Genomic DNA, 20,908 nt, shown 5'->3' on the forward strand with positions numbered 1-20,908 from the left:
AGGTTCCAGGGTTCCCGGCTATCGAAAAACGTGCGCTGTCCCCGAGACACCGATCATCACCCGATCCCCGGGAAAAAGCGCCTCGCGGCTCGGAATGTCGAGGCGGAAGGAAAACGCTTCTGCGCCACCGAGCGTGATCCGAACATCCGAGGTCGCTCCGCAGAAATTGATCTCCGCTATCGTGCCCGGGGCTCCTTCGCCACTCGCATGCGTCACCGAAATCTGCTCCGGCCGAAGCATGATCTCGGCCTTGCCCCGATAGGCCGTATCGTCGACCGGCAGGAGGCCCAGCGGACTTTCCGCGCGGCCTTCGCCGATCACCGCCGGCAGCACGATCGCCTCGCCGAGGAAGGCGGCGGTCACCGGATCGACCGGCTTCGAATAGACCTCGCGCGGAGTGCCCACCTGCGCGAACTTCCCGGCCCGCATCACCGCCACCTGGTCGGCGAAGGCGAGCGCCTCACCCTGGTCGTGGGTGACGAGCAGCGTGGTGATGCCGGCCGCCGTCAGCACTTCCGTCACCGCCTTGCGGGTGGCGGCGCGAAGTCCCGTGTCGAGCGCCGAGAACGGTTCGTCGAGCAGCATCAGCCTCGGCTTGCGGGCAAGCGCGCGGGCGAGCGCCACGCGCTGCTGCTGGCCGCCGGAAAGCTGGTCCGGCCGACGGGAAAGCATGGCACGGTCAAGGCCCACCATGCCCATCAGTTCCGCCGCCTTCGCCTCCTTGACGGCCCGCTCCGCGTTCAGTCCGAAGCCGATGTTTTGCGCTACCGTGAGATGCGGGAAGAGGCAGCCGTCCTGCGCTACGATGCCGATGCCGCGCTTGTGCGCCGGCACCTGGGCCGAACCGTCCGCCATCAGTTGCCCGCCGAACACGATCATGCCTTCGTCCGGCTGGTCGAAGCCGGCGACGAGGCGCAGCAGCGTGGTCTTGCCGCAACCGGACGGTCCGACGATCGCCGTGCGGCTGCCGGCCGCGACCGAAAGATCGATGCCGTCGAGCGCGGCCACCATGCCGTATCGTTTGCGCAGGGAATTGAGTTGGAGAAGCGTCATCGCCCGGCGATCTTCTTGGACTGGTAGTGGAGAAGCCATATGAGCGGCATGGAAAAGATGACCATCAGCAGAGCATAGGGGGCAGCACCGGCATAGTCGATCTCGCCCGTCAGTGCAAAGAAGGCCATGGCGAGCGTGCGTGTGCCGTTCGGCGCCAGCATCTGCGTCGCCGTCAGTTCGTTGATGATACCGAGCGAGGCGAGCGCCACGCCTGCGGCGGCGCCAGGGGCAGCGAGCCTGACCGTCGTCGACCAGAGCGCATTGCCGGGCGAGCGGCCGAGACTGGCGGCCGCCTGCTCCAGCTCCACGGGCACCTGGGCGATGCTCGCCCTCAGGCTCACCAGCGCCCGCGGCAGGAACATCACGACATACGCGAGCACGATGGTCGCCACCGTCTGGTAGAGCGGCAGCATGACGCGCACGGTGACGGTAACGAGTGCCAGCGCCACGACGACGCCGGGCATGGAACTCGCGAGATAGTAGCAGCCTTCGAGGAAGCGGGTCGCACGGGTCGGCCGGCGCACCGAAAGCCAGGCGATCGGCACGGCCGCAGCGGTCGTCGCAAGCCCGCCGATCAGGCAGATGGCGAGCGTCTGGATGAGCGAAAGCCCGACCTCGTCCATCCGCCAGATGCTTGAGCCCCCGGCGATCAGCCAGCGGCCGATGGTCAGAGCCGGAATGCCGAGCGAAAAGGCAGCGACCGTCAGCGGCAGCAGCAGGCAGGGATATTTCCACTTGCCCAGCCGGATGATCTTCAGTTGGCGCGCGACGCCGGGCCCGAGCCGCGCATAACGGCGGGAACCGCGAAGGCCCGCTTCCAGGCCGAGCAGCACGAAACAGCAGAGAACCAGCACCAGCGCCAGCATATGTGCGGCAGTGCCGTTATAGGTCGACTGGAACTGGTCTATGATCGCCGTCGTAAACGTGTCGAAGCGGATCATCGCGAAAAGCCCGTATTCGGCGAGCAGGTGCAGGCCGATCAAAAGCATGCCGCCGCAAAGCGCCAGCCGAAGCTGCGGCAGCACCACGCGCCGGAAAACGGCAAAAGGCGCCAGCCCCAGCGAGGCCGCCTGATCCTCCAGCGCCGGATCGAGCAGGCGGAAGGCAGCAGCGAGCGGCAGGTAGAGAAAGGGGAAATAGGCGACGACCGAGATCGCCACCCCGGCAAAAAGCCCGTGAAGGCTCGGCCACATGCCGATCCAGGCGTAGGAATGCACGAAGGCGGGCACGGCAAGCGGTGCCACCGCGAGCCAGGACCATAGACGTGCGCCCGGCAGGTCGCTGCGTTCGGTCAGCCAGGCAAGCGACACAGCAACCACGATACAGATCGGAACAGTGAAGAAAATCAGGAGGATGGTGTTGACCATCAATTCACCGACCCGGCCGCGGAAGATGAGCAGCGCGGCCGTTTCCCAACCGGTGACGGCGGTTGCCCACAGCACGAAACCGAGCGGCAGGAGCGCCATCACCGCCACCGCGACCGCGATGGTCAATGTCCAGGACGAGGCCGCCGGCATGCGGCGGCGCGGTGCGACTGGAACACTGGTGTCAGTGATGGAACTCATGGAAGACCCGAAAAACATGAGACATCGCAGGTAAGCCCTGCGATGTCTCCATGCAACACTTATTGCTGAGTATTAGAGCAAACTTATTGCCGCATCTCAGAGGAGGCCGGCCGCCGTCATCATATCGGTCACCTTGGCATTGTTGAGTGTCGAGGGCTCCACCTTCGGCGCCCGCAATTCGTCGAGCGGCACGAGCGCCTTGTTGGACGCTTCACCCTTGCCGACCGCGTATTCGAAGGACGTGCCGTCACGCAACACCGCCTGGCCGCCCTTGCCTGTCACCCATTTGAGGAAGGCCTGCGCCTGTTCCTTGTGCTTGGATGAGGCAAGGATGCCGCCGCCGGAGATGGAGACGAATGCACCCGGATCCTGGTTCCTGAAATAATGCAGCGCGACGTTCTTCGAGTTTTCACCGGTCTTCGCCTGGTCGCCGAAATAGTAATAGTGGTAGATCAGCGCGCCCTCGGTCTGGCCGGCATTGACGGCCCTCATCGCGGTGGAATTGCCGCGATAGGCGGTGAAGTTCTCCTTCATGCCCTTGAGCCAGTCCGCCGTCGCCTCCTTGCCCTTGAGCTGCAGCAGCGCGCCGACGATCGCCTGGAAATCGGCGCCCGAGGGAGATGCGGCCCAGCGGCCCTTCCATTCGGGCTTGGCGAGATCGAGCATGGATTTCGGCAATTTGTCTTCGGAAAGTTTCGTCTTGTCATAGGCAAAGACGGTGGAGCGGGCGGCAATGCCGATCCAGTGGCCGTCCGCCGGGCGGAACTGTTCCGGAACCTGCTCGAGCGTCGCCAGATCGACCGGAGCGAAAAGCCCCTTGCCGTCGACCAGCGCCATGGCCGGCGAATTTTCGGTGAGGAACACGTCGGCCGGCGAATTGGCGCCTTCCTGGACGATCTGGTTGGCGAATTCGAGGTCCGAGCCGTTGCGCACGGTCACCGCGATGCCGGTCTCCTCTGTGAAGGCTTCGACCCATTCCTTCGTCAGCCCCTCGTGCTGGGCATTGTAGATGGTGATGCTGTCGGCCACCTGCGCCGAAGCAGGTGTCGAAAGCGCGATGACGGAGAGGGCAAACGCCGCAGCGCCGGCAAAGAGGGGGGAAGAAGTTTTCAAGGTCGCCTCCAAGCGAGAACTTACGCGGGCTGTCATAGCGAAACACGAGAACAGCGGTCAAGTTAAGGCGCATTCCCAAATATGTGAATGAGGGCGAGGCCAGGCGAATCAGCTATGGCTAATTCGAACGCAACGGGAACGAGCCCGCCGGAAGCAGGAATGCCAGCAGTCGCCTATCTGGAAAAATTGAATGACGCGCAGCGGCGTGCGGTGGAGCATGGATCGGACGTGCCGAAGGGCGGGCCGGCAGGCCCCCTGCTCGTCATCGCCGGCGCGGGCTCCGGCAAGACCAACACGCTCGCCCACCGGGTCGCGCATTTGATCGTTTCCGGCGCCGATCCGCGCCGCATCCTGCTGATGACCTTTTCCCGCCGCGCCGCATCAGAAATGGGCCGCCGCGTCGAGCGCATCTGTTCGCAGGTGCTTGGACCCAATGCCGGCATCATGACCGATGCGCTCGCCTGGGCCGGCACCTTCCACGGCATCGGGGCAAGGCTCCTTCGCATGTATGCCGAACAGATCGGCCTCGATCCGGATTTCACCATCCACGATCGGGAGGATTCCGCCGACCTGATGAATCTCACGCGCCACGAACTCGGCTTCTCGAAGACGGAAAGCCGTTTCCCGACCAAGGGCACCTGTCTGGCGATCTATTCCCGCGCGGTCAATTCGGAGACACCACTGGACGAGGTGCTGAAGGCGCACTTCCCCTGGTGCTCCGCCTGGGAAAAACAGCTTCGGGAACTCTTCGCATCTTACGTCGAGGCCAAGCAGGCCCAGAACGTCCTCGATTACGACGATCTCCTGCTCTACTGGGCGCAGATGATGAGCGAACCGGCGCTGGCGGAAGATGTCGGCGGCCGCTTCGATCACGTGCTGGTCGACGAATACCAGGACACCAACCGGCTGCAGTCGTCGATCCTGATGGCGATGAAACCCGGCGGCCGAGGTTTGACCGTCGTCGGCGACGACGCCCAGTCGATCTATTCCTTCCGGGCAGCGACGATCCGCAACATCCTCGATTTCCCCGGCTCCTTCGATCCGCCCGCCGATATCGTCACCCTCGACCGCAACTACCGTTCGACCAATACCATCCTCGCCGCCGCCAACGGCGTCATCGAGCTTGCCCGCGAGCGCTTCACCAAGAACCTCTGGACCGAACGGCAATCGGAGGAGCGCCCGCGCCTCGTTGCCGTCCGAGACGAGACCGAACAGGCGAACTACATCGTCGAGAAGATCCTCGAAAACCGCGAAACCGGCATGACCTTGAAACAGCAGGCCGTGCTTTTCCGCGCCTCGCATCATTCCGGTCCGCTGGAGGTGGAACTTACCCGCCGCAACATCCCCTTCGTGAAGTTCGGCGGCCTGAAGTTCCTGGACAGCGCCCATGTGAAGGACATGCTGGCGACGCTGCGCTTCGCCCAGAATCCGCGCGACCGCGTCGCCGGCTTCCGCCTGATGCAGCTCATCCCCGGCATCGGCCCGCAGACGGCGGGAAAGATCCTCGACGCCATCGCCGCCGATCCCGAGCCGCTCGCGGCTTTGCAGGAAATCCCCGCCCCGCCGCGTTCGGGCGCCGACTGGCCGGCCTTCGTCGACATGCTGGCCTCCCTGAAACAGGGCACTGCCGGCTGGCCTTCGGAGATCGGCCTTGCCCGGCTGTGGTACGAGCCGCATCTCGACCGCGTCCACGAGGATGCCGAAACCCGCAAGGCCGACCTTTTGCAGCTCGAGCAGATCGCCGGCGGTTATACGTCGCGCGAACGTTTCCTGACCGAGCTGACGCTCGACCCGCCGGATGCGACCAGTGCCGAATCCGGCACGCCCCTGCTCGACGAGGACTATCTCATCCTCTCGACCATCCATTCCGCCAAGGGCCAGGAATGGCGCTCGGTTTTCCTCTTGAACTGTGTCGACGGTTGCATTCCCTCCGACCTCGGCGTCGGCTCGACGGCCGAAATCGAGGAGGAGCGCCGGCTCCTCTATGTCGCCATGACGCGGGCGAAGGATTACCTCCACCTCATCACTCCGCAGCGCTTCTTCGTCCACGGACAGAACGCCCAGGGCGACCGCCACGTCTATGCCGCGCGCACCCGCTTCATTCCGGCAACGCTCCTGCAATTCTTCGAGACCACGTCCTGGCCGGTGGTCGCGCCCATGTCGGACGCAGAACGCCAGGCCCGCCACCAGGTCCGCATCGACGTCACCGCCCGCATGCGCGGCATGTGGCGCTGATTTCATCCTCGTTTGTCCCCTCTCCTGTCGCATTGACTCGCATCATGCCCGATGGGAAACAACCGGCATCGTTCGGATGTCGAGGGAGGGGATCGAATGACCGGCCGCAGGATAGTCTTGGTGCAGGGGGCCTGGGGATCGAGCGCGAGCTGGACGCCGGTCACCGATCTTCTGCGGGGCATGGGCCATCAGGTCTTCGTGCCGAGCCTGACGGGGCTTGGCGAGCGCATCCATCTCTTTTCCGGCGCGATCAATCTCGACACCCATATCGGCGACGTTGCCGGCCTTATCGAGGCGGAAGGTCTCGATGATTTCGATCTCGTCGGCCATTCCTATGGCGGCATGGTGATCACCGGCGTCGCCGACCGTTTTTCAAGCCGCATCCGGACCCTCATCTATCTCGACGCCTTCCTGCCGTCGGACGGCCAGTCGGCACTCGACCTTCTCGGCCCGGAAATCGCGCTTGCCAATCTCGCCGCGGCAGGCGAACTCGGCGGCGTCGCCGTGCCGCCCCCGGCCCGCCACGCGACCCACGTGCCGGAGCACCTGAGGCATTACATGACCGGCCGCTCGCCGCATCCCTTCGCGACCATGATCCAGAAGCTCAGACTGACCGGCGCCCACGAAACCATCGCGAAACGGCTCTACGTCTCGGCCAATATCGATCAGGCTGCACTTTTCTCCGGCATCTACAAGCGCTTGAGCGCCGATCCCGGCTGGATGTCGATGAAAGTGCCGAGCGGCCACATGCTGCAGCTCGAAATGCCGGACGAGGTCGCCCGGATCATTCACGAGTTTATCGGGTAAGCGAAACGCTCACCCCTCGGGACGTTCATCTTCCTTGCCGAAAATAGTCTCGATATCGCGAGCACCGTGTAGGATGCGTTCAATGCGGACATCTTCGCCTTCGACCGTATAGAAGACGACATAGCGGCGAAAGGGAAATGCGCGCAGGCCCGCCCACAGTTCAGGCCGTGGCGCTCCCATGCGTGGCATATCGACCAGCCGGTTACAGCGGACACGCAATTCCGCGATGACGTGGTAGGCCGCAATAGGATTGTCAGTGTGGATATAGTCGCCGATCTCTTCCAGGTCCTGCACGGCGGCAGGCGAGAATGCGACGGCCATCAGGAACGGCTTCCGCCGTACTTCGCTTCAAGGCGGTCGAAGACCTCATCGGCAGGGATACCTGCACCGCTCTCAATTCCGGCGCGGATATCCTCGCGCAAAACCTGGAGGCGCGCCTGGCGCTGCTCTTCACGTTCCTCCAGAAGGCGCAGGCTGTCGCGCACGACTTCGCTGGCGCTGGCATAACGGCCGCTTTCCACGAGTTCCCGCACAAAGCCTTCATAATGCGGGCCGAGACTGTAGCTGGATGGCATCACATTACCTCTTATCTATCTAATCTTATCAATTTTTGATAAAACCGACAAGACAGATGACAACCGTCACTCCCGCTCCCGCCCGCCTTGGCGCAGTTCCAGAAGCTCGATCTGGATCTGCTGCAGCTCGGCCAGCCGCTCCCATTGCTTGGCCATCTGGTGGTCGATCTTCTCGTGGAGCTGGCGGATTTCGAGCTCGGCGCGCAGGTTGATCATGTAGTCGTTCTCGGCCCGCAGGCGGTCCTTCTCTTCCTGCCGCCGCTGGCTCATCATGATCACCGGCGCCTGCAGCGCCGCGACGCATGACAGCACAAGGTTCAGGAGAATGAAGGGAAAGGGATCGAAGGGGGTGGCGAACAGACCGGAAATGTTGAGCGCCATCCATGCCAGCAGGACCGCGATGAACAGCAGGATGAAGGTCCAGGAGCCACCGAAGGAGGCCACCTTGTCGGCGATCCGCTCGCCGAAGGTGAGATTGCGGTCGAAAATGACGGCGCCGGCCTGCACCGTCGAAGCCCCCTTCTCGAAACTGTCGAGCACCTGGCGGTCGAGTTGGGAAAGCTCGCCACGCTCCTCGTCCAGCAGCTTTTCCACATAGCGGCGCCGGAAATGGCCGAGATCCTCGTCGCAGATCAGGCTTTCGGCGGCGCAATCCTTCACTTCCGCGGCGATCATTTCGTAGAGATGCGGCCTCAGATAGCCGATCCTGTGCAGCTTCCACTTGGGAAAGGTCCGGCCGCAGACGATGCACTGCCCCGTCTTGGCCGATGCCGGATGTCTGTTCATGTCACGCCTCTACATTCCTGATCTCTGTGCGCGCCGCAAGCGGCGCCAGATGGAAGAGCCGCGGCGAGAATTTCTTGAGGAAATCTTCCGAGCGGCCGATATAGATCAGCGTCGAGCCTGTAAGGTCGGCCAGCACGGCCAGAAGCTGTTCGTTGGTGTGAGGTTCCAGGCCTTCCAGCACGTCGTCCATGACGAGCCAGTCCGGCTTGCGCAAGACCGCATTGGCGACCAGCAGCGACACTTCCTCGTCCTTGTCGAGCAGCCGGTCCCAGCGCTCCACGTCGTCCAGCCGGTGGACGAGGCGCCGCAGCCCCACCCTTTCGAGCATTTCGGCCAGCATGTCGTCGTCCGCGCCCGGCAGGCCGTGCGGATAGGTCAATACATCGCGCAGCTTCGCCGTCGGCAGATAGCCCTCCTGGGGCACGAAGATCATGCTTCCAGCCGGCGGCAGGCCGATTTCACCGTGCCCCCAGGGCCATATATGCGCGAGTGCCTGGAAGAAGAGGTGCCGGTCGGCTCCCGGGTCGCCGTTGATCATCACCCGCTCGCCCTGCCCGATGAAGCACTCGCCTTCCCGCACCTGGACGCCGTTCCCCGGCCCGCCGAGATCGGGATTGGCGAAGACGCTCAGCCCGCAGACGCTGATCCCCCCTTCAGTCGGGTTCTCGTGATAGGTGATGACCTTCTCCCCGGCCGCGGGCGCGTCCATGGACAGGAGCGCATTGCGAAAGGAGGAGACGCGCGTCAGCGTCGCACGCCAGTCGGCGATGACGCCGAAATTGTTGACATACCATCTCAGCGCCTGATTGACCTGGTTGAAGGCGCCGACCGCCATCATAAGTCCGCCGAAGGAAAGATCGCCGGAAAAATACATGGGCGATGCGATGATGATCGGCGCGACGAGCGCCAGCCAGCCGAAGCCGGCGGACACCCAGGTGAGATTGGTGAGCGCCCAGGCGACCTGCCGGAGCATTTCGAGCACATTGTCGATCGCCAGATGCACCCTCTCGCGCTCGTTCGCTTCCCCGCGCGCAAGCGAGATAGGCTTCATGTTCTCGTTGGCCCGCATCAGCGCAGCGCGCAGGTCGGCTTCGCGGGCGTAGCGCTCGGCGTTGAGCCGCGGCAGCCGGTCGCCCACCACGTTGCTGAGCCATGAGCCGACGAGCGCGTAAAAGACGGTTGCCCAGACCATGTAGCCGGGGATGAAGACCGTCCTCGCGCCGAAATGGAACGTGAAATCCGACGAGATCGCCCAGAGCACGCCGATGAAGCTTGCAAGCAGGATGGTCGAATTGACGAGCCCGATTGCCAGCGCCGTCGTGTTTTCGGCGAGGATGCGCGTATCCTCGTGCAGCCGCTGGTCGGGATTGGCCGCGATCGCGCCCGCCCTCGAGAGCTTCATCGCCCGGCCGGGCACGAGCCAGACATCGGAAAGATCCCGCGCCAATCCTTCGCGCATCCGCATCGCGGTGATCTGGTTCAGCCAGGTCTGGATGACGTTCAGCAGCGTCAGGCTGAGCGCGATGACGGCGAAGACCACAAGCTGGTTGAGGAACTCGGGCATGTCCCGACGCTCCAGCGCATCGTAGAAAGGCCCGTTCCATTCATTCAGACGATATGTCGCGTAGGTGGTCGCGAAGATCACGATGAGCAGCGCCGCCGTCAGCACCAGAACGCGATTGCGAACCGGCGCTGTCCAGAAAGCGCCGACCATCATGCGGAGTTGGCCGCCCAGGGGAAGCTCGTAGGCTTGAAGCATCACCTTACTGTCCGTCATCCTTTGCCGCTCTTTTTCGTAGTGCCGATATTTGTGACTTCCTAACACGCTTAACATAGTCATTCATTGATATGGCTACCTCTCCCGACGTTGCTCCAATGACTTTTGTTTGCATGCGGATGTGATCCATGATAATGACTGTCCAGTCAGTCATAAATATGTCGAGACGACATGGCAGCGAAGAAAAGAGAAAAGCGCGATCCGCAGCAGCGAAAGGCGGATATCCTGGGCGCTGCCTTCGCGCTGTTTGCCGAACGCGGTTTTGCCGCCACCCGCATGGAGGATGTCGCGATCCGCGCTGGCATTGCCAAGGGCACGGTCTACCTGCATTTCCCGGACAAGGAAGCGCTGTTCATCGAGCTTGTTTCGGGCATCGCCTCGCCGATCCTCAGCCAGATCGACGGGCTTGTGCAGAATGAGGCGATCCCGCCGCGGCTTGCCGTTTCGATATTCTACGCCCTCTTCAGGCGCGAAGTGCTGGAGACCGAACGGCGGCATCTCCTCCGGCTGGTCCTGGCGGAAGGCCCGATGTTCCCGGGCGTGACGGAATTCTACCACCGCGAGATCATTTCGAAGGGCCTCGGTGTGCTGCGGATCCTCCTGCACCGAGCCGCCCGGCGCGGCGAATTGCGCAATCCGGCTGTCGCCGAAATGCCTCAGCTCGTTATTGCGCCGGCTTTGATGTCGATCATCTGGTCGACGCTCTTCGAGCGCTACGAACATCTCGACACGCAAAAACTCTTCGACACTTTCCTCGACACGCTCTTCCTGCCGGAAAGGGCAGCACAATGAAACGCATCCTCGCCGTAGTCCTCGTCGCTGCAGCCGCGCTCGCTGTGCTCCCTTTCCTGCTCGCCGAAAGCGGCGATCGTGCCTATCAGGGCTGGGTCGAGGCGGACACGCTGTTCATCGGCGCGGAAAGCGCCGGACGCCTGACGGCGCTCGATGTCGCCGAGGGTGAGGACGTTGCCGCCGGCGCGCCGCTCTTCAGGCTGGATGCGTCGAGCGAGGAGGCGGCGGTCGCCGCCGCCCGCGCTGCCCTTGCCCGCTCCCAGGCCGAACTCGATCTGGCCGAAGCGGCCCAGAAACGGCCCGAGGAGATCGACGTTCTACGCGCCTCCGAACGCGAGGCCACCGCCCGCCTGGAACTCGCCAAACAGGATCTCGACCGCACCCGCGTCCTAGTGGAGCGCGGCACCGCAACCCAGGCGAGCCTCGATACGGCGATCGCCACGGAAGCGGCCAACCGCGCCTCGCTCGACAGCGTCCGCAGCGAGATCACCCTCGCCAACCTGCCCGTCCGCGACGAGCAGCTCCGCCAAGCGCGCGAGGCCGTCGCCGCCGCGAAGGCCGATCTCGCTTCGGCCGAGGCAGCGCTTGCCAAGCGCTCCGTCGCGGCCCCGGCCGCCGGCAGCATCGAGACCCTCTATTACCGGCTCGGCGAGGTCGTGCCATCCGGCCGTCCCATCGTCGCGCTCCTGCCGCCGGAAAACGTCCGCATCCGCTTCTTCGTGCCGGAAACCGAGATTGCAAGGCTTGCGCTCGGCCAGGCGATCCGCGTCGCCTGCGATGCCTGCGAACCGTCGGATGCGAAGATCAGCTTCATCTCCGGCACGACGGAATACACGCCGCCGGAAATCTACAGTCTCGAGGAACGCGCCAAGCTCGTCTACCGCGTCGAAGCGATCCCGGCCGATCCGAAATCCTTCCGCCCCGGCCTGCCGGTGGATGTCTCGGCCGGGGCCCGGCCATGACCGAGGCAACCATGACGGACCCGACAATGACCGTCGAAGCCCCGGAAACGGTAATCGACGTCCACCACCTGACCAAGAGCTTCGGCGGCCGCAAGGTGGTCGACGATGTCTCCATGTCTGTCAGGAAGGGGCGCATCCACGGCTTCCTCGGCCCAAACGGCTCCGGCAAGACCACCACGATCCGCATGCTCTGCGGGCTTCTGACGCCCGACAGCGGCGACGGCACCTGTCTCGGCTTCGACATCCTGACCGAGAGTGACCGCATCCGCCGCCGCGTCGGCTACATGACGCAGAAATTCTCGCTCTACCAGGATCTCTCGATCCGCGAGAACCTGGAATTCGTCGCCCGCGTCTACGGCCTCTCCGACCCGCGCGGCAAGGCAAGTGCCGCGATCGAGCGTCTTGGCCTGAAAGGCCGCGAAAAACAGCTTGCCGGTGAACTGTCCGGCGGCTGGAAACAGCGGCTTGCGCTCGGCGCCTGCATATTGCCGGAACCCGCCCTGCTTCTCCTCGACGAGCCGACCGCCGGCGTCGATCCCCAGGCGCGCCGCGATTTCTGGAACGAGATCCATGCCCTTGCGACGGAAGGCCTCTCGGTGCTGGTCTCCACCCATTACATGGACGAGGCGGAGCGCTGCCACGAGATCGCCTATATCGCCTATGGCAAGCTTCTCGCCGAGGGCACGGTGGACGAGGTGATCGCCGCCACCGGCCTTTCCACCTGGACGGTATCCGGCCCGGAGGTCCACCGCCTCCAGCAGGAACTGGAGAAGCTGCCGGGCATCGACATGATCGCCCCCTTCGGCACCAACCTGCATGTCGCCGGCCATGACGAGGCAGCCCTCGGACAGGCGATCGCGCCTTACCGCGACCGCGCCGATCTAAAATGGGAAAAGGACGAACCGACGCTCGAAGACGCCTTCATCGACCTGATGCGCCGCTCGGAGGACAATTTTAGATGACGGTGCCCTCACACGAGACCAGGAACAACAACGGCGGCATATCCTTCGGGCGCTTCTGGGCGATGACGATCAAGGAGTTCATCCAGATGACCCGCGACCGGGTGACGCTCGCCACCATGATCATGATCCCGGTCATGCAGCTTTTCCTGTTCGGCTTCGCGATCAACACCACACCGCATAACCTGCCGACCGCCGTCCTGATGCGCGAGAATACCGATGTCGGCCGCTCGATCCTGGCCGCCCTTGAAAACACCGATTTCTTCCAGATCCGTACCGTCATCACCCGCGCCGAGGACATGGACGAACTGCTGGAATCCGGCCGCGCGCTCTTCGTCGTCGAAATCCCGGAAGGGTTCGAGCGGGCGCTCCGCCGCGGCGAGACCCCTGCCCTGCTCGTCGCCGCCGACGCCACCGATCCGGTCGCGTCGAGCTCCGCGCTCGGCGCACTGTCCGGCATCATCACCACGGCACTTGCCAACGACCGGCAGATCGAGTTTTCGGAGCCCACCAAACCGGCCTTCAAGGTCATCCAGCACCGCCGCTACAACCCGGCCGGCTCTTCGACGCTCAATATCGTGCCCGGCCTGCTCGGCACGATATTGACGATGACGCTTTTGATCTTCACCGCCCTTTCGGTGACCCGCGAGACGGAGCGCGGCACGATGGAGAACCTGCTCTCCATGCCGATCACGCCGGTGGAGATCATGCTTGGCAAGATCACCCCTTACGTGCTGATCGGCCTCATCCAGGCGCTGATCATCATCGCCGCCGGCATCCTCGTCTTCCGCGTGCCGATCGTCGGCCATCCGGCCTCGCTCGCCGCGATTACCGGGCTCTTCGTCGTCGCCAACCTGTCGATCGGCTATACGTTCTCGACGCTCGCGACCAACCAGTTGCAGGCCGTGCAGATGGCGATGATGTTCTTCCTGCCGAACATTTTGCTCTCGGGTTTCATGTTCCCCTTCGCCGGCATGCCCCAATGGGCGCAGTGGATCGGCGAGGCCCTGCCGCTCACCCATTATATCAGGGTCGTGCGCGCCATCATGCTGAAGGGCGCCGATATCGGTGTGCTCGCCTACGACACGGCAACACTTGCCGGCCTGATGCTCGTAGCCATGTCGATCGCCGTCACCCGCTTCCGTCGGACGCTGGATTGAGGCGTTCTCCCACGTATCACCGCGGCTTTCCTGTCACCCCCTCTGTCCTGCCGGATATCTCCCCCACAAGGGGGGAGATCGGCAAGATGAGCCGGCTTCGCAAACCTCATCTTCATTCGCTGTAGCTTCGGCAATTCGAGAGTTTTGTTTGGGGGCAAGGCCTTGCTGCTATCGGTCTCCCCCCTTGAGGGGGAGATGTCCGGCAGGACAGAGGGGGGTAACGGGGCGCTATGCTCTACATCGAGCACCTGTAATTCCCGATACACGACAAGCTTCAAATCCGCCTTGCATTATTTTCGTGCAGCGCACAAAATCCTTGCAATCATCATCGATCGGCCAGTGAGCTCAGGCTCTTCGAACGGCCGGCAAGGGGCACAATGGCGATCAAGGCGAGCATCTATCACCTCACCCATTACAAATACGACCGACCCGTCCGTCTAGGACCGCAGATCATCAGGCTGAAGCCCGCCGCCCATTCCCGCACCAAGGTGCTCAGCCATTCGCTGAAGGTGACCCCTTCCAACCATTTCGTGAACCTGCAGCAGGACCCCTACGGCAACTATCTCGCCCGCTACGTCTTTCCCGATCCGGTCACCGAACTGAAGATCGAGGTCGACTTGGTCGCCGACATGACGGTCTACAATCCCTTCGACTTCTTCGTCGAGGAGGAGGCGACCAGATGGCCGTTCGACTATCCCGAAACACTGGTCGAGGACCTTTCGATCTACCGCAAGCCGGAGCCGGCAACGCCCCTCCTGCAAGCCTTCGTCAATTCGATCGACCAGTCTTCCGACCAGCCGACCGTCGACATGATCGTCGGCCTGAACGCCCGCCTTCAGAAGGAGATCGGCTATGTCATTCGCATGGAGCCCGGCGTCCAGGCGCCGGAGGAGACGCTTGCGACCGCGAGGGGCTCCTGCCGCGACACGAGCTGGCTGCTCGTGCAACTGCTGCGCCATCTCGGTTTCGCCGCCCGCTTCGTCTCGGGCTACCTGATCCAGTTGACGCCGGACCTCAAGGCCCTCGACGGCCCGTCCGGCACCGAGGTCGATTTCACCGACCTGCACGCCTGGGCTGAGGCCTATCTTCCCGGCGCCGGCTGGGTCGGCCTCGACCCCACCTCCGGCCTCCTGACCGGCGAAAGCCATATTCCGCTTGCCGCCACCCCGCATTACCGTAATGCCGCGCCGATTTCAGGCGGTTATTACGGCGAGGCCGAGACGGATTTCGCCTTCGACATGCGGGTCGCCCGCGTCGCCGAGCATCCGCGCATCACCAAGCCGTTTTCCGACGAATCCTGGGAAGCACTGAACGATCTCGGTGAGCAGGTCGACCGCGCCCTCCAGGCGCAGGACGTGCGGCTGACCATGGGCGGCGAGCCGACCTTCGTCTCGATCGACGATTTCGAATCCGACGAGTGGAACACCGCCGCCGTCGGCCCGACCAAGCGGGAAAAGGCCGATGCCCTGATCCGCCGGCTGCGGGAACGTTTCGCGCCGGGCGGCTTCCTGCATTACGGCCAGGGCAAGTGGTATCCGGGCGAAAGCCTGCCGCGCTGGACCTTCTCGCTCTACTGGCGCAAGGACGGCCAGCCGATCTGGCGCGATCCGGGCCTGATTGCCCAGGAAGGAAGCGATCATGACGTTACCGAGGACGATTCCGCCAGGCTCCTGACGACGATTGCCGGCGAGCTCGGCATTGATCCCGATTACGTCGCGCCGGCCTTCGAGGACCCGGCCGAATGGATCATCAAGGAAGGCAGCCTGCCGGAGAATGTCGATCCGTCCAATTCAAAGCTGAAAGACCCGGAAGAGAGAAGCCGCATCGCCCGCGTCTTCGAGCGGGGCCTGACCCGGCCGACCGGCCACGTGCTGCCCGTACAGGCCTGGAACGCCCAAGCGGGGAGAACGGCAAATGGCAAACGCTGGATGAGCGAGAAATGGCGCACCCGCCGCGGCAGGATATTCCTCGTTCCCGGCGACAGCCCGGTCGGCTACCGCCTGCCGCTCGGCACGCTCCCTTACGTTCCTCCGTCGCAATTTCCCTATATCCACGAAGCCGATCCCTTCATCCCCCGCGGCCCGCTGCCGGACGTCTTCGTCCCGAGCGGCCGCGCCATGCCGGAAGCCTCGTTCCAGGCGGATGAAACCGCAATTCAGGACCGTGTCGAACAGACCCTCAGCGACATCGGCGGCGCCGTCCGCACCGCCATTTCGGTCGAGCCGCGCGACGGTCGCCTCTGCGTCTTCATGCCGCCCACCGAGCGGATCGAGGACTATCTCGAATTGATCGCGGCGGCGGAAAACGCGGCGGCCGCGCTCGGCCTCTCCGTCCATATCGAGGGCTATGCGCCGCCGCATGACGAGCGCATCAACGTCATCCGCGTCGCCCCCGATCCTGGCGTCATCGAGGTGAACATCCACCCCGCCGCGAGCTGGCAGGAGACGGTGGCGATCACCACTGCGATCTACGAGGAGGCCCGCGAGAGCCGCCTCGGCGCCGACAAGTTCATGATCGACGGACGCCACACCGGCACCGGCGGCGGCAACCATGTCGTGGTCGGCGGGGCGAACCCGAACGACAGCCCGTTCCTGCGCCGGCCGGACCTTCTGAAGAGCATCGTGCTGCACTGGCAGCGCCATCCCTCGCTCTCCTATCTCTTCTCCGGCCTCTTCATCGGCCCGACCTCCCAGGCGCCGCGCATCGACGAGGCCCGCCACGATTCGCTCTACGAGCTGGAGATCGCGCTTGCCCAGGTGCCGCCGCCCGGACAGGGCATGCCGCCGCTGCCATGGCTGGTCGACCGACTGTTCCGCAACCTGCTGGTCGACGTCACCGGAAATACCCACCGCTCGGAAATCTGCATCGACAAGCTCTTCTCGCCCGACGGCCCGACCGGGCGGCTCGGCCTGATCGAATTCCGCGGCTTCGAAATGCCGCCGAACGCCCGCATGTCGCTTGCCCAGCAGCTTCTCGTGCGGGCGCTCATCGCCCGCTTCTGGAAGAATCCGATCGAGGGCAGGTTCGTCCGCTGGGGCACGGCGCTTGCCGACCGTTTCATGCTGCCGCACTACATCTGGGCCGATTTCCTTGATGTACTGGCCGACCTCCGCGAAAACGGCTTCGATCTCCGCCCCGAATGGTTCAAGGCGCAGCTCGAATTCCGCTTCCCCTTCTTCGGCGAGGTGGAATACGAGGGCTCGAAGCTGGAACTCAGGCAGGCGCTCGAACCCTGGCACGTGATGGGCGAGCAGGGGGCGATCGGCGGCACGGTGCGCTACGTCGATTCGTCGGTCGAACGCCTGCAGGTTAAGCTGGAGACCTCCAACCGGTCGCGCTATACGGTCGCCTGCAACGGCCGCGCCGTGCCGCTGAAGGAAACCGGCGCATCCGGCGTCTCGGTGGCGGGCGTGCGTTTCAAGGCCTGGCAGCCGGCGTCCGGCCTGCATCCGGTCCTGCCGGTTAATACGCCACTCACCTTCGACATATATGATACATGGTCCGGCCGTTCGATCGGTGGCTGCATCTACCATGTTGCCCATCCGGGCGGTCGCCATTATGAGACCTTCCCGGTCAACGGCAACGAGGCGGAAGCGCGCCGGCTTGCCCGGTTCGAACCCTGGGGGCATACGGCGGGTCGCTACGCGCTGATGCCGGAAGCGCCCTCGCCCGAATTCCCGCTGACGCTCGACCTGCGCCGGCCGCAAGGAGTGTAAGAGAAGTCCATGTCCAAGGGACCGGCAACCGGACTGGCAAATGAAGAAAGGGTCGCCACCGATCCGATCCTCGGTTATGCCGCGCTGCCGGGCATCGCAGACGAGATGCTGGATGCCGGCGGCCAGATCAAGCCGGTCTGGCGCAACCTGATCTCGCACTTGGGCCGCATGCCGGAGGCCGAGCTCCACGAGCGCTTCGCCCGCGCTGACCGCTACCTGCGCGATGCCGGCGTTTTCTACCGCACCTATGGCGCGCAGGGCAGCGGCGAGCGCAACTGGCCGATCTCCCATGTCCCGGTGCTGATCGACGGCAAGGAATGGGAAGCGGTCTCGAAGGGGCTCGTCCAGCGTGCCGATCTTCTCGAAGCCGTCATGGCGGATATCTACGGCGACAACAGACTGGTGCAGGAAGGCATACTGCCGCCTGCGCTGATCGCAGGAAATTCAGAATTCCTGCGGCCGCTGGTCGGCGTCAGGCCCGTCGGCGGTCATTACCTGCATTTCTGCTCCTTCGAGATCGGCCGTGGCCCGGACGGCAACTGGTGGGTGCTCGCCGACCGCACTCAGGCGCCCTCGGGCGCCGGCTTCGCGCTGGAAAACCGTGTCGCCACCACCCGCGCCTTTTCCGACATCTATGCCGAAAGCCATGTCCACCGGCTCGCCTCCTTCTTCGGCGCCTTCCGAGACGCCTTGCAGGCCCACAAGCAATATCCGGAGGACCGGATAGCTGTGCTCACGCCGGGACCGGCCAACGAGACCTATTTCGAGCACGCCTATATCGCCCGCTATCTCGGCTTCATGCTGCTCGAAGGCGAGGACCTGACGGTCGTCAACAATCGCGTCATGGTCCGCACGGTCGCCGGCCTGAAACCGATCGGCGTGCTCTGGCGCCGCCTCGACGCTTCCTATGCCGATCCGCTGGAGCTCAACCAGAACTCCCATATCGGTACGCCCGGCATGGTGCAGGCGCTGCGCGCGGGCGCGCTCGCCTTCGTCAATGCGCTGGGCTCCGGCATCCTGGAAACCCGCGCGCTGCTCGCCTTCATGCCGACTGTCTGTCGCCGGCTCACCGGCGAGGATCTTCTCATGCCCTCGATCGCCACCTGGTGGTGCGGCCAGAAGAACGAGCGCGACCACGTCGCCGGCAATATCGAGCGCATGGTCATCGGCCCGGCCTATTCCAGGCTTCCCTTCTTCGACGATAACGGCCAGTCGGTGCTGGGTTCCTCGCTGCGCATGACGGCGAAGGACGCGGTCGGCGACTGGCTTGCGACCGAGGGCGCCAAGCTGGTCGGCCAGGAGGTCGTGACGCTCTCCACCACCCCCGCTTACGTCAACGGCAAGCTCACCCCGCGGCCGATGTCGCTGCGTGTCTTCGCCGCCCGCACCGAAACCGGCTGGCAGATCATGCCGGGCGGCTTTGCCCGCATCGGCTCGGGCGACGATGTCGCGGCGATCGCCATGCAGGCCGGCGGAGCGGCGGCCGATGTCTGGATCGTCTCGGACAAGCCGGTCGCGCGCCCTACGCTGCTTCCGCCGGAGGAAAGCTTCACCCGCAACATGCCGGGCAGCCTGCCGAGCCGCGCCGCCGACAATCTCTACTGGCTCGGCCGCTATATCGAGCGGGCCGAAGGGGCGCTGCGCATCCTGCGCGCCTGGCACCTGCGCTATGCGGAATCGGCCGATCCCGAACAGCCGCTGCTGGCCGACGTGACGCATTACCTCAAAGCGATCGACATCGACATGTCGAAGGCCGTGCCGGTCTCGCTGCTGCGCAATGTCGACAGCGCCATCTATTCGGCGAGCAACATCCGCGACCGTTTCTCCCCCGACGGCTGGCTGGCGCTGACCGATCTTGCCAAGACCGCCCGCCGCTTCCACGATGCCGTGCAGCCGGGCGACGATGCCTCGCATGCCATGACCATCCTCCTGCGCAAGCTTGCGGGCTTTGCCGGTCTCGTGCACGAGAACATGTACCGCTTCACCGGCTGGCGTTTTCTGTCGATCGGCCGGCATCTTGAACGCGGCCTGCACATGACCCGCCTGCTCGGCCATATGTCCGGACCGGATGCGCCCGACGGCTCGCTCGACATGCTGCTCGAAATCGGCGACAGCGTCATGACCCATCGCCGCCGCTACAACGTCAACACGGCGCGGCTGACCGTCGCCGACCTGCTCGCACTCGATCCGCTCAACCCGCGCTCGATCCTCTTCCAGTTGAACGAGATCCGCACCGAGGTGGAGCAGCTGCCGAACGCCTTCGTCAACGGTCAGATGTCGCCCTTCTACCGCGAGGCGATGCGGCTGCATTCCGGGCTTGCCGTCATGACCCCGGAGGCGATGAACCAGGAGGTCTACCTGAAGCTCGAACAGGAGATGGAGAGGCTGTCCGATATCCTCGGGCGGACCTATTTCAGCTGATGCTTTACGACCTCTCCCTCCACATGGGTTATGTCTACGACGTGCCGGCCACCGGCGCCCGCCACCTGATCCGTGTCCTGCCGCTTTCGCTGCCCGACCGGCAGCGGCTGGTGGCCGGCTCGCTGACCGTGATGCCGAACGCCGAGGAGAAGGCGACCTTCATCGATTTCTTCGGCCAGCAGGCGACTTCGGTTCTGCTGCGCGCGCCGCACGAGCGTCTCGACATCCGCATGCAGGCCCGTGTCATGGTGGAGCCTCAGCCTTTGACGGCCGATCTCTCGCCGGAACTCGACGCGCTCAGGGAGGAACTGACGCGCCTCTGGTCGGTCGATGCCTCTTCGCCGCATCATTTTGCCGCTCCGAGCCCGCGTCTACCCGAAGAGCCGCAGATCGCCGCCTATGCCCGCGAGATCGCCAGGCCCGGCCAGACGGTGCGCGAGATTGCCGCTGCGATCTGCGCCCGCATCCACAGGGACTTCACCTACGACACGAAGGCGACCACGGTCGACACCACGCCCAAGGAGGCCTTCCGCCTGAAGCGCGGCGTCTGCCAGGATTTCGCGCATGTCATGATCGTGGCGCTCCGAAGCCTCGGCATTCCGGCCGGCTATGTCTCCGGCTTCCTGCGCACCATTCCGCCGCCCGGCAAGGAACGGCTCGAAGGGGCGGATGCCATGCATGCCTGGGTGCGGGTCTGGTGCGGCGAAACCATGGGCTATGTCGAACTCGACCCCACCAACAACATTCCGGCCGGCGGCGACCACATCGTCGTGGCCTACGGCCGCGACTATGCCGACATCGCCCCGGTCATCGGCGTTCTGAAAGGTTACGGAAGTCAGAAGGCCGTCCAGGCGGTCGACGTCGTCCCGCTGAAATCCTGACCTTCCGCCCCGTTTTGATGCTAATTCATTGAAATCGCTAAAATTGTAACGATCCGCTTAGCCCTTCCTATACCCGCATCCGGTAAACGGGTCCCATGGGTGTTCA

Annotated in this window: 16 protein-coding genes; 9 read left to right on the top strand and 7 right to left on the bottom strand. The window is 64.2% G+C overall.

Annotation, left to right across the window (positions count from 1 at the left end):
- Window positions 1-18: 18 nt before the first annotated feature.
- The 3 genes from ABK249_RS05995 to ABK249_RS06005 all read right to left on the bottom strand — a co-directional run bounded on the left by ABK249_RS05995 (window position 19) and on the right by ABK249_RS06005 (window position 3,731).
- Entirely contained in the window at window positions 19-1,053 is a 1,035-nt protein-coding gene (locus ABK249_RS05995; RefSeq protein ID WP_227703786.1) for an ABC transporter ATP-binding protein, read from the bottom strand.
- Window positions 1,050-2,618, bottom strand: coding sequence for an ABC transporter permease (locus tag ABK249_RS06000; RefSeq protein ID WP_348862424.1), 1,569 nt, complete (start codon window positions 2,616-2,618; stop codon window positions 1,050-1,052). The genes ABK249_RS05995 and ABK249_RS06000 overlap by 4 nt, the downstream gene beginning before the upstream one ends.
- Window positions 2,619-2,714: 96 nt before the next feature.
- A complete protein-coding gene (locus ABK249_RS06005) occupies window positions 2,715-3,731 on the bottom strand; it encodes an iron ABC transporter substrate-binding protein (RefSeq protein ID WP_348862426.1) in 1,017 nt (338 codons plus the stop codon).
- A gap of 159 nt (window positions 3,732-3,890) precedes the next feature.
- Between ABK249_RS06005 and ABK249_RS06010 the strand changes: the two genes are divergently transcribed.
- Together ABK249_RS06010 and ABK249_RS06015 are read left to right on the top strand one after the other, a co-directional pair.
- Window positions 3,891-5,966: an ATP-dependent helicase gene (locus ABK249_RS06010; protein ID WP_037155902.1), complete on the top strand. Its 2,076-nt coding sequence runs from the start codon at window positions 3,891-3,893 to the stop codon at window positions 5,964-5,966.
- A 96-nt stretch (window positions 5,967-6,062) separates the two neighbouring features.
- On the top strand, window positions 6,063-6,773 hold the full coding sequence (locus ABK249_RS06015) for an alpha/beta fold hydrolase (RefSeq protein ID WP_348862427.1): 711 nt from the start codon (window positions 6,063-6,065) through the stop codon (window positions 6,771-6,773).
- Window positions 6,774-6,782: 9 nt separating this feature from the next.
- On the opposite strand, the gene ABK249_RS06020 is transcribed toward ABK249_RS06015, so the two are convergent.
- The 4 genes from ABK249_RS06020 to ABK249_RS06035 form a co-directional block, all read right to left on the bottom strand.
- Window positions 6,783-7,094: a type II toxin-antitoxin system RelE/ParE family toxin gene (locus ABK249_RS06020; protein WP_227703790.1), complete on the bottom strand. Its 312-nt coding sequence runs from the start codon at window positions 7,092-7,094 to the stop codon at window positions 6,783-6,785.
- Window positions 7,094-7,348: a type II toxin-antitoxin system ParD family antitoxin gene (locus tag ABK249_RS06025; protein WP_037155896.1), complete on the bottom strand. Its 255-nt coding sequence runs from the start codon at window positions 7,346-7,348 to the stop codon at window positions 7,094-7,096. Before ABK249_RS06025 ends, ABK249_RS06020 begins: the two co-directional genes overlap by 1 nt.
- 66 nt (window positions 7,349-7,414) lie before the next feature.
- Window positions 7,415-8,134 carry a DUF1003 domain-containing protein gene (locus ABK249_RS06030; protein WP_037155893.1) on the bottom strand — a complete coding sequence of 240 codons (720 nt, stop codon included), beginning with the start codon at window positions 8,132-8,134 and terminating at the stop codon, window positions 7,415-7,417.
- A gap of 1 nt (window position 8,135) precedes the next feature.
- Window positions 8,136-9,911, bottom strand: a complete 1,776-nt coding sequence (locus ABK249_RS06035; RefSeq protein WP_037155890.1) for an ABC transporter ATP-binding protein/permease — start codon at window positions 9,909-9,911, stop codon at window positions 8,136-8,138.
- A gap of 171 nt (window positions 9,912-10,082) precedes the next feature.
- Between ABK249_RS06035 and ABK249_RS06040 the strand changes: the two genes are divergently transcribed.
- The 7 genes from ABK249_RS06040 (at window position 10,083) to ABK249_RS06070 (ending at window position 20,802) form a co-directional block, all read left to right on the top strand.
- Complete coding sequence (locus ABK249_RS06040) at window positions 10,083-10,703, top strand: TetR/AcrR family transcriptional regulator (RefSeq protein ID WP_348862428.1); 621 nt, start codon at window positions 10,083-10,085, stop codon at window positions 10,701-10,703.
- Entirely contained in the window at window positions 10,700-11,665 is a 966-nt protein-coding gene (locus tag ABK249_RS06045) for an HlyD family secretion protein (RefSeq protein WP_348862430.1), read from the top strand. The genes ABK249_RS06040 and ABK249_RS06045 overlap by 4 nt, the downstream gene beginning before the upstream one ends.
- 26 nt (window positions 11,666-11,691) lie before the next feature.
- Window positions 11,692-12,627: an ABC transporter ATP-binding protein gene (locus ABK249_RS06050; protein ID WP_407722110.1), complete on the top strand. Its 936-nt coding sequence runs from the start codon at window positions 11,692-11,694 to the stop codon at window positions 12,625-12,627.
- Entirely contained in the window at window positions 12,624-13,784 is a 1,161-nt protein-coding gene (locus ABK249_RS06055; protein ID WP_227703793.1) for an ABC transporter permease, read from the top strand. Before ABK249_RS06050 ends, ABK249_RS06055 begins: the two co-directional genes overlap by 4 nt.
- A gap of 377 nt (window positions 13,785-14,161) precedes the next feature.
- Window positions 14,162-17,500, top strand: coding sequence for a transglutaminase family protein (locus ABK249_RS06060; RefSeq protein ID WP_348862431.1), 3,339 nt, complete (start codon window positions 14,162-14,164; stop codon window positions 17,498-17,500).
- Between the two features lie 9 nt (window positions 17,501-17,509).
- The gene (locus tag ABK249_RS06065) at window positions 17,510-19,921 is read left to right on the top strand and encodes a circularly permuted type 2 ATP-grasp protein (RefSeq protein WP_348862432.1); all 2,412 of its coding nucleotides are present in this window, start codon (window positions 17,510-17,512) and stop codon (window positions 19,919-19,921) included.
- Window positions 19,921-20,802 (top strand): transglutaminase family protein, encoded by an 882-nt coding sequence (locus tag ABK249_RS06070; RefSeq protein ID WP_227703796.1) that lies wholly within the window; start codon window positions 19,921-19,923, stop codon window positions 20,800-20,802. Before ABK249_RS06065 ends, ABK249_RS06070 begins: the two co-directional genes overlap by 1 nt.
- Window positions 20,803-20,908 lie beyond the last annotated feature (106 nt).

The sequence above is a fragment of the Neorhizobium phenanthreniclasticum genome, assembly GCF_040066075.1.
GTDB classification, from domain to species: domain Bacteria; phylum Pseudomonadota; class Alphaproteobacteria; order Rhizobiales; family Rhizobiaceae; genus Neorhizobium; species Neorhizobium petrolearium.

Coding starts and splice junctions, on each gene's coding strand:
- ABK249_RS05995 (WP_227703786.1), bottom strand. CDS start 1,053: ATGACGCTTCTCCAACTCAATTCCCTGCGCAAACGATACGGCATGGTG.
- ABK249_RS06000 (WP_348862424.1), bottom strand. CDS start 2,618: ATGAGTTCCATCACTGACACCAGTGTTCCAGTCGCACCGCGCCGCCGC.
- ABK249_RS06010 (WP_037155902.1), top strand. CDS start 3,891: ATGCCAGCAGTCGCCTATCTGGAAAAATTGAATGACGCGCAGCGGCGT.
- ABK249_RS06015 (WP_348862427.1), top strand. CDS start 6,063: ATGACCGGCCGCAGGATAGTCTTGGTGCAGGGGGCCTGGGGATCGAGC.
- ABK249_RS06020 (WP_227703790.1), bottom strand. CDS start 7,094: ATGGCCGTCGCATTCTCGCCTGCCGCCGTGCAGGACCTGGAAGAGATC.
- ABK249_RS06025 (WP_037155896.1), bottom strand. CDS start 7,348: ATGCCATCCAGCTACAGTCTCGGCCCGCATTATGAAGGCTTTGTGCGG.
- ABK249_RS06030 (WP_037155893.1), bottom strand. CDS start 8,134: ATGAACAGACATCCGGCATCGGCCAAGACGGGGCAGTGCATCGTCTGC.
- ABK249_RS06035 (WP_037155890.1), bottom strand. CDS start 9,911: ATGACGGACAGTAAGGTGATGCTTCAAGCCTACGAGCTTCCCCTGGGC.
- ABK249_RS06040 (WP_348862428.1), top strand. CDS start 10,083: ATGGCAGCGAAGAAAAGAGAAAAGCGCGATCCGCAGCAGCGAAAGGCG.
- ABK249_RS06045 (WP_348862430.1), top strand. CDS start 10,700: ATGAAACGCATCCTCGCCGTAGTCCTCGTCGCTGCAGCCGCGCTCGCT.
- ABK249_RS06050 (WP_407722110.1), top strand. CDS start 11,692: ATGACCGTCGAAGCCCCGGAAACGGTAATCGACGTCCACCACCTGACC.
- ABK249_RS06055 (WP_227703793.1), top strand. CDS start 12,624: ATGACGGTGCCCTCACACGAGACCAGGAACAACAACGGCGGCATATCC.
- ABK249_RS06060 (WP_348862431.1), top strand. CDS start 14,162: ATGGCGATCAAGGCGAGCATCTATCACCTCACCCATTACAAATACGAC.
- ABK249_RS06065 (WP_348862432.1), top strand. CDS start 17,510: ATGTCCAAGGGACCGGCAACCGGACTGGCAAATGAAGAAAGGGTCGCC.
- ABK249_RS06070 (WP_227703796.1), top strand. CDS start 19,921: ATGCTTTACGACCTCTCCCTCCACATGGGTTATGTCTACGACGTGCCG.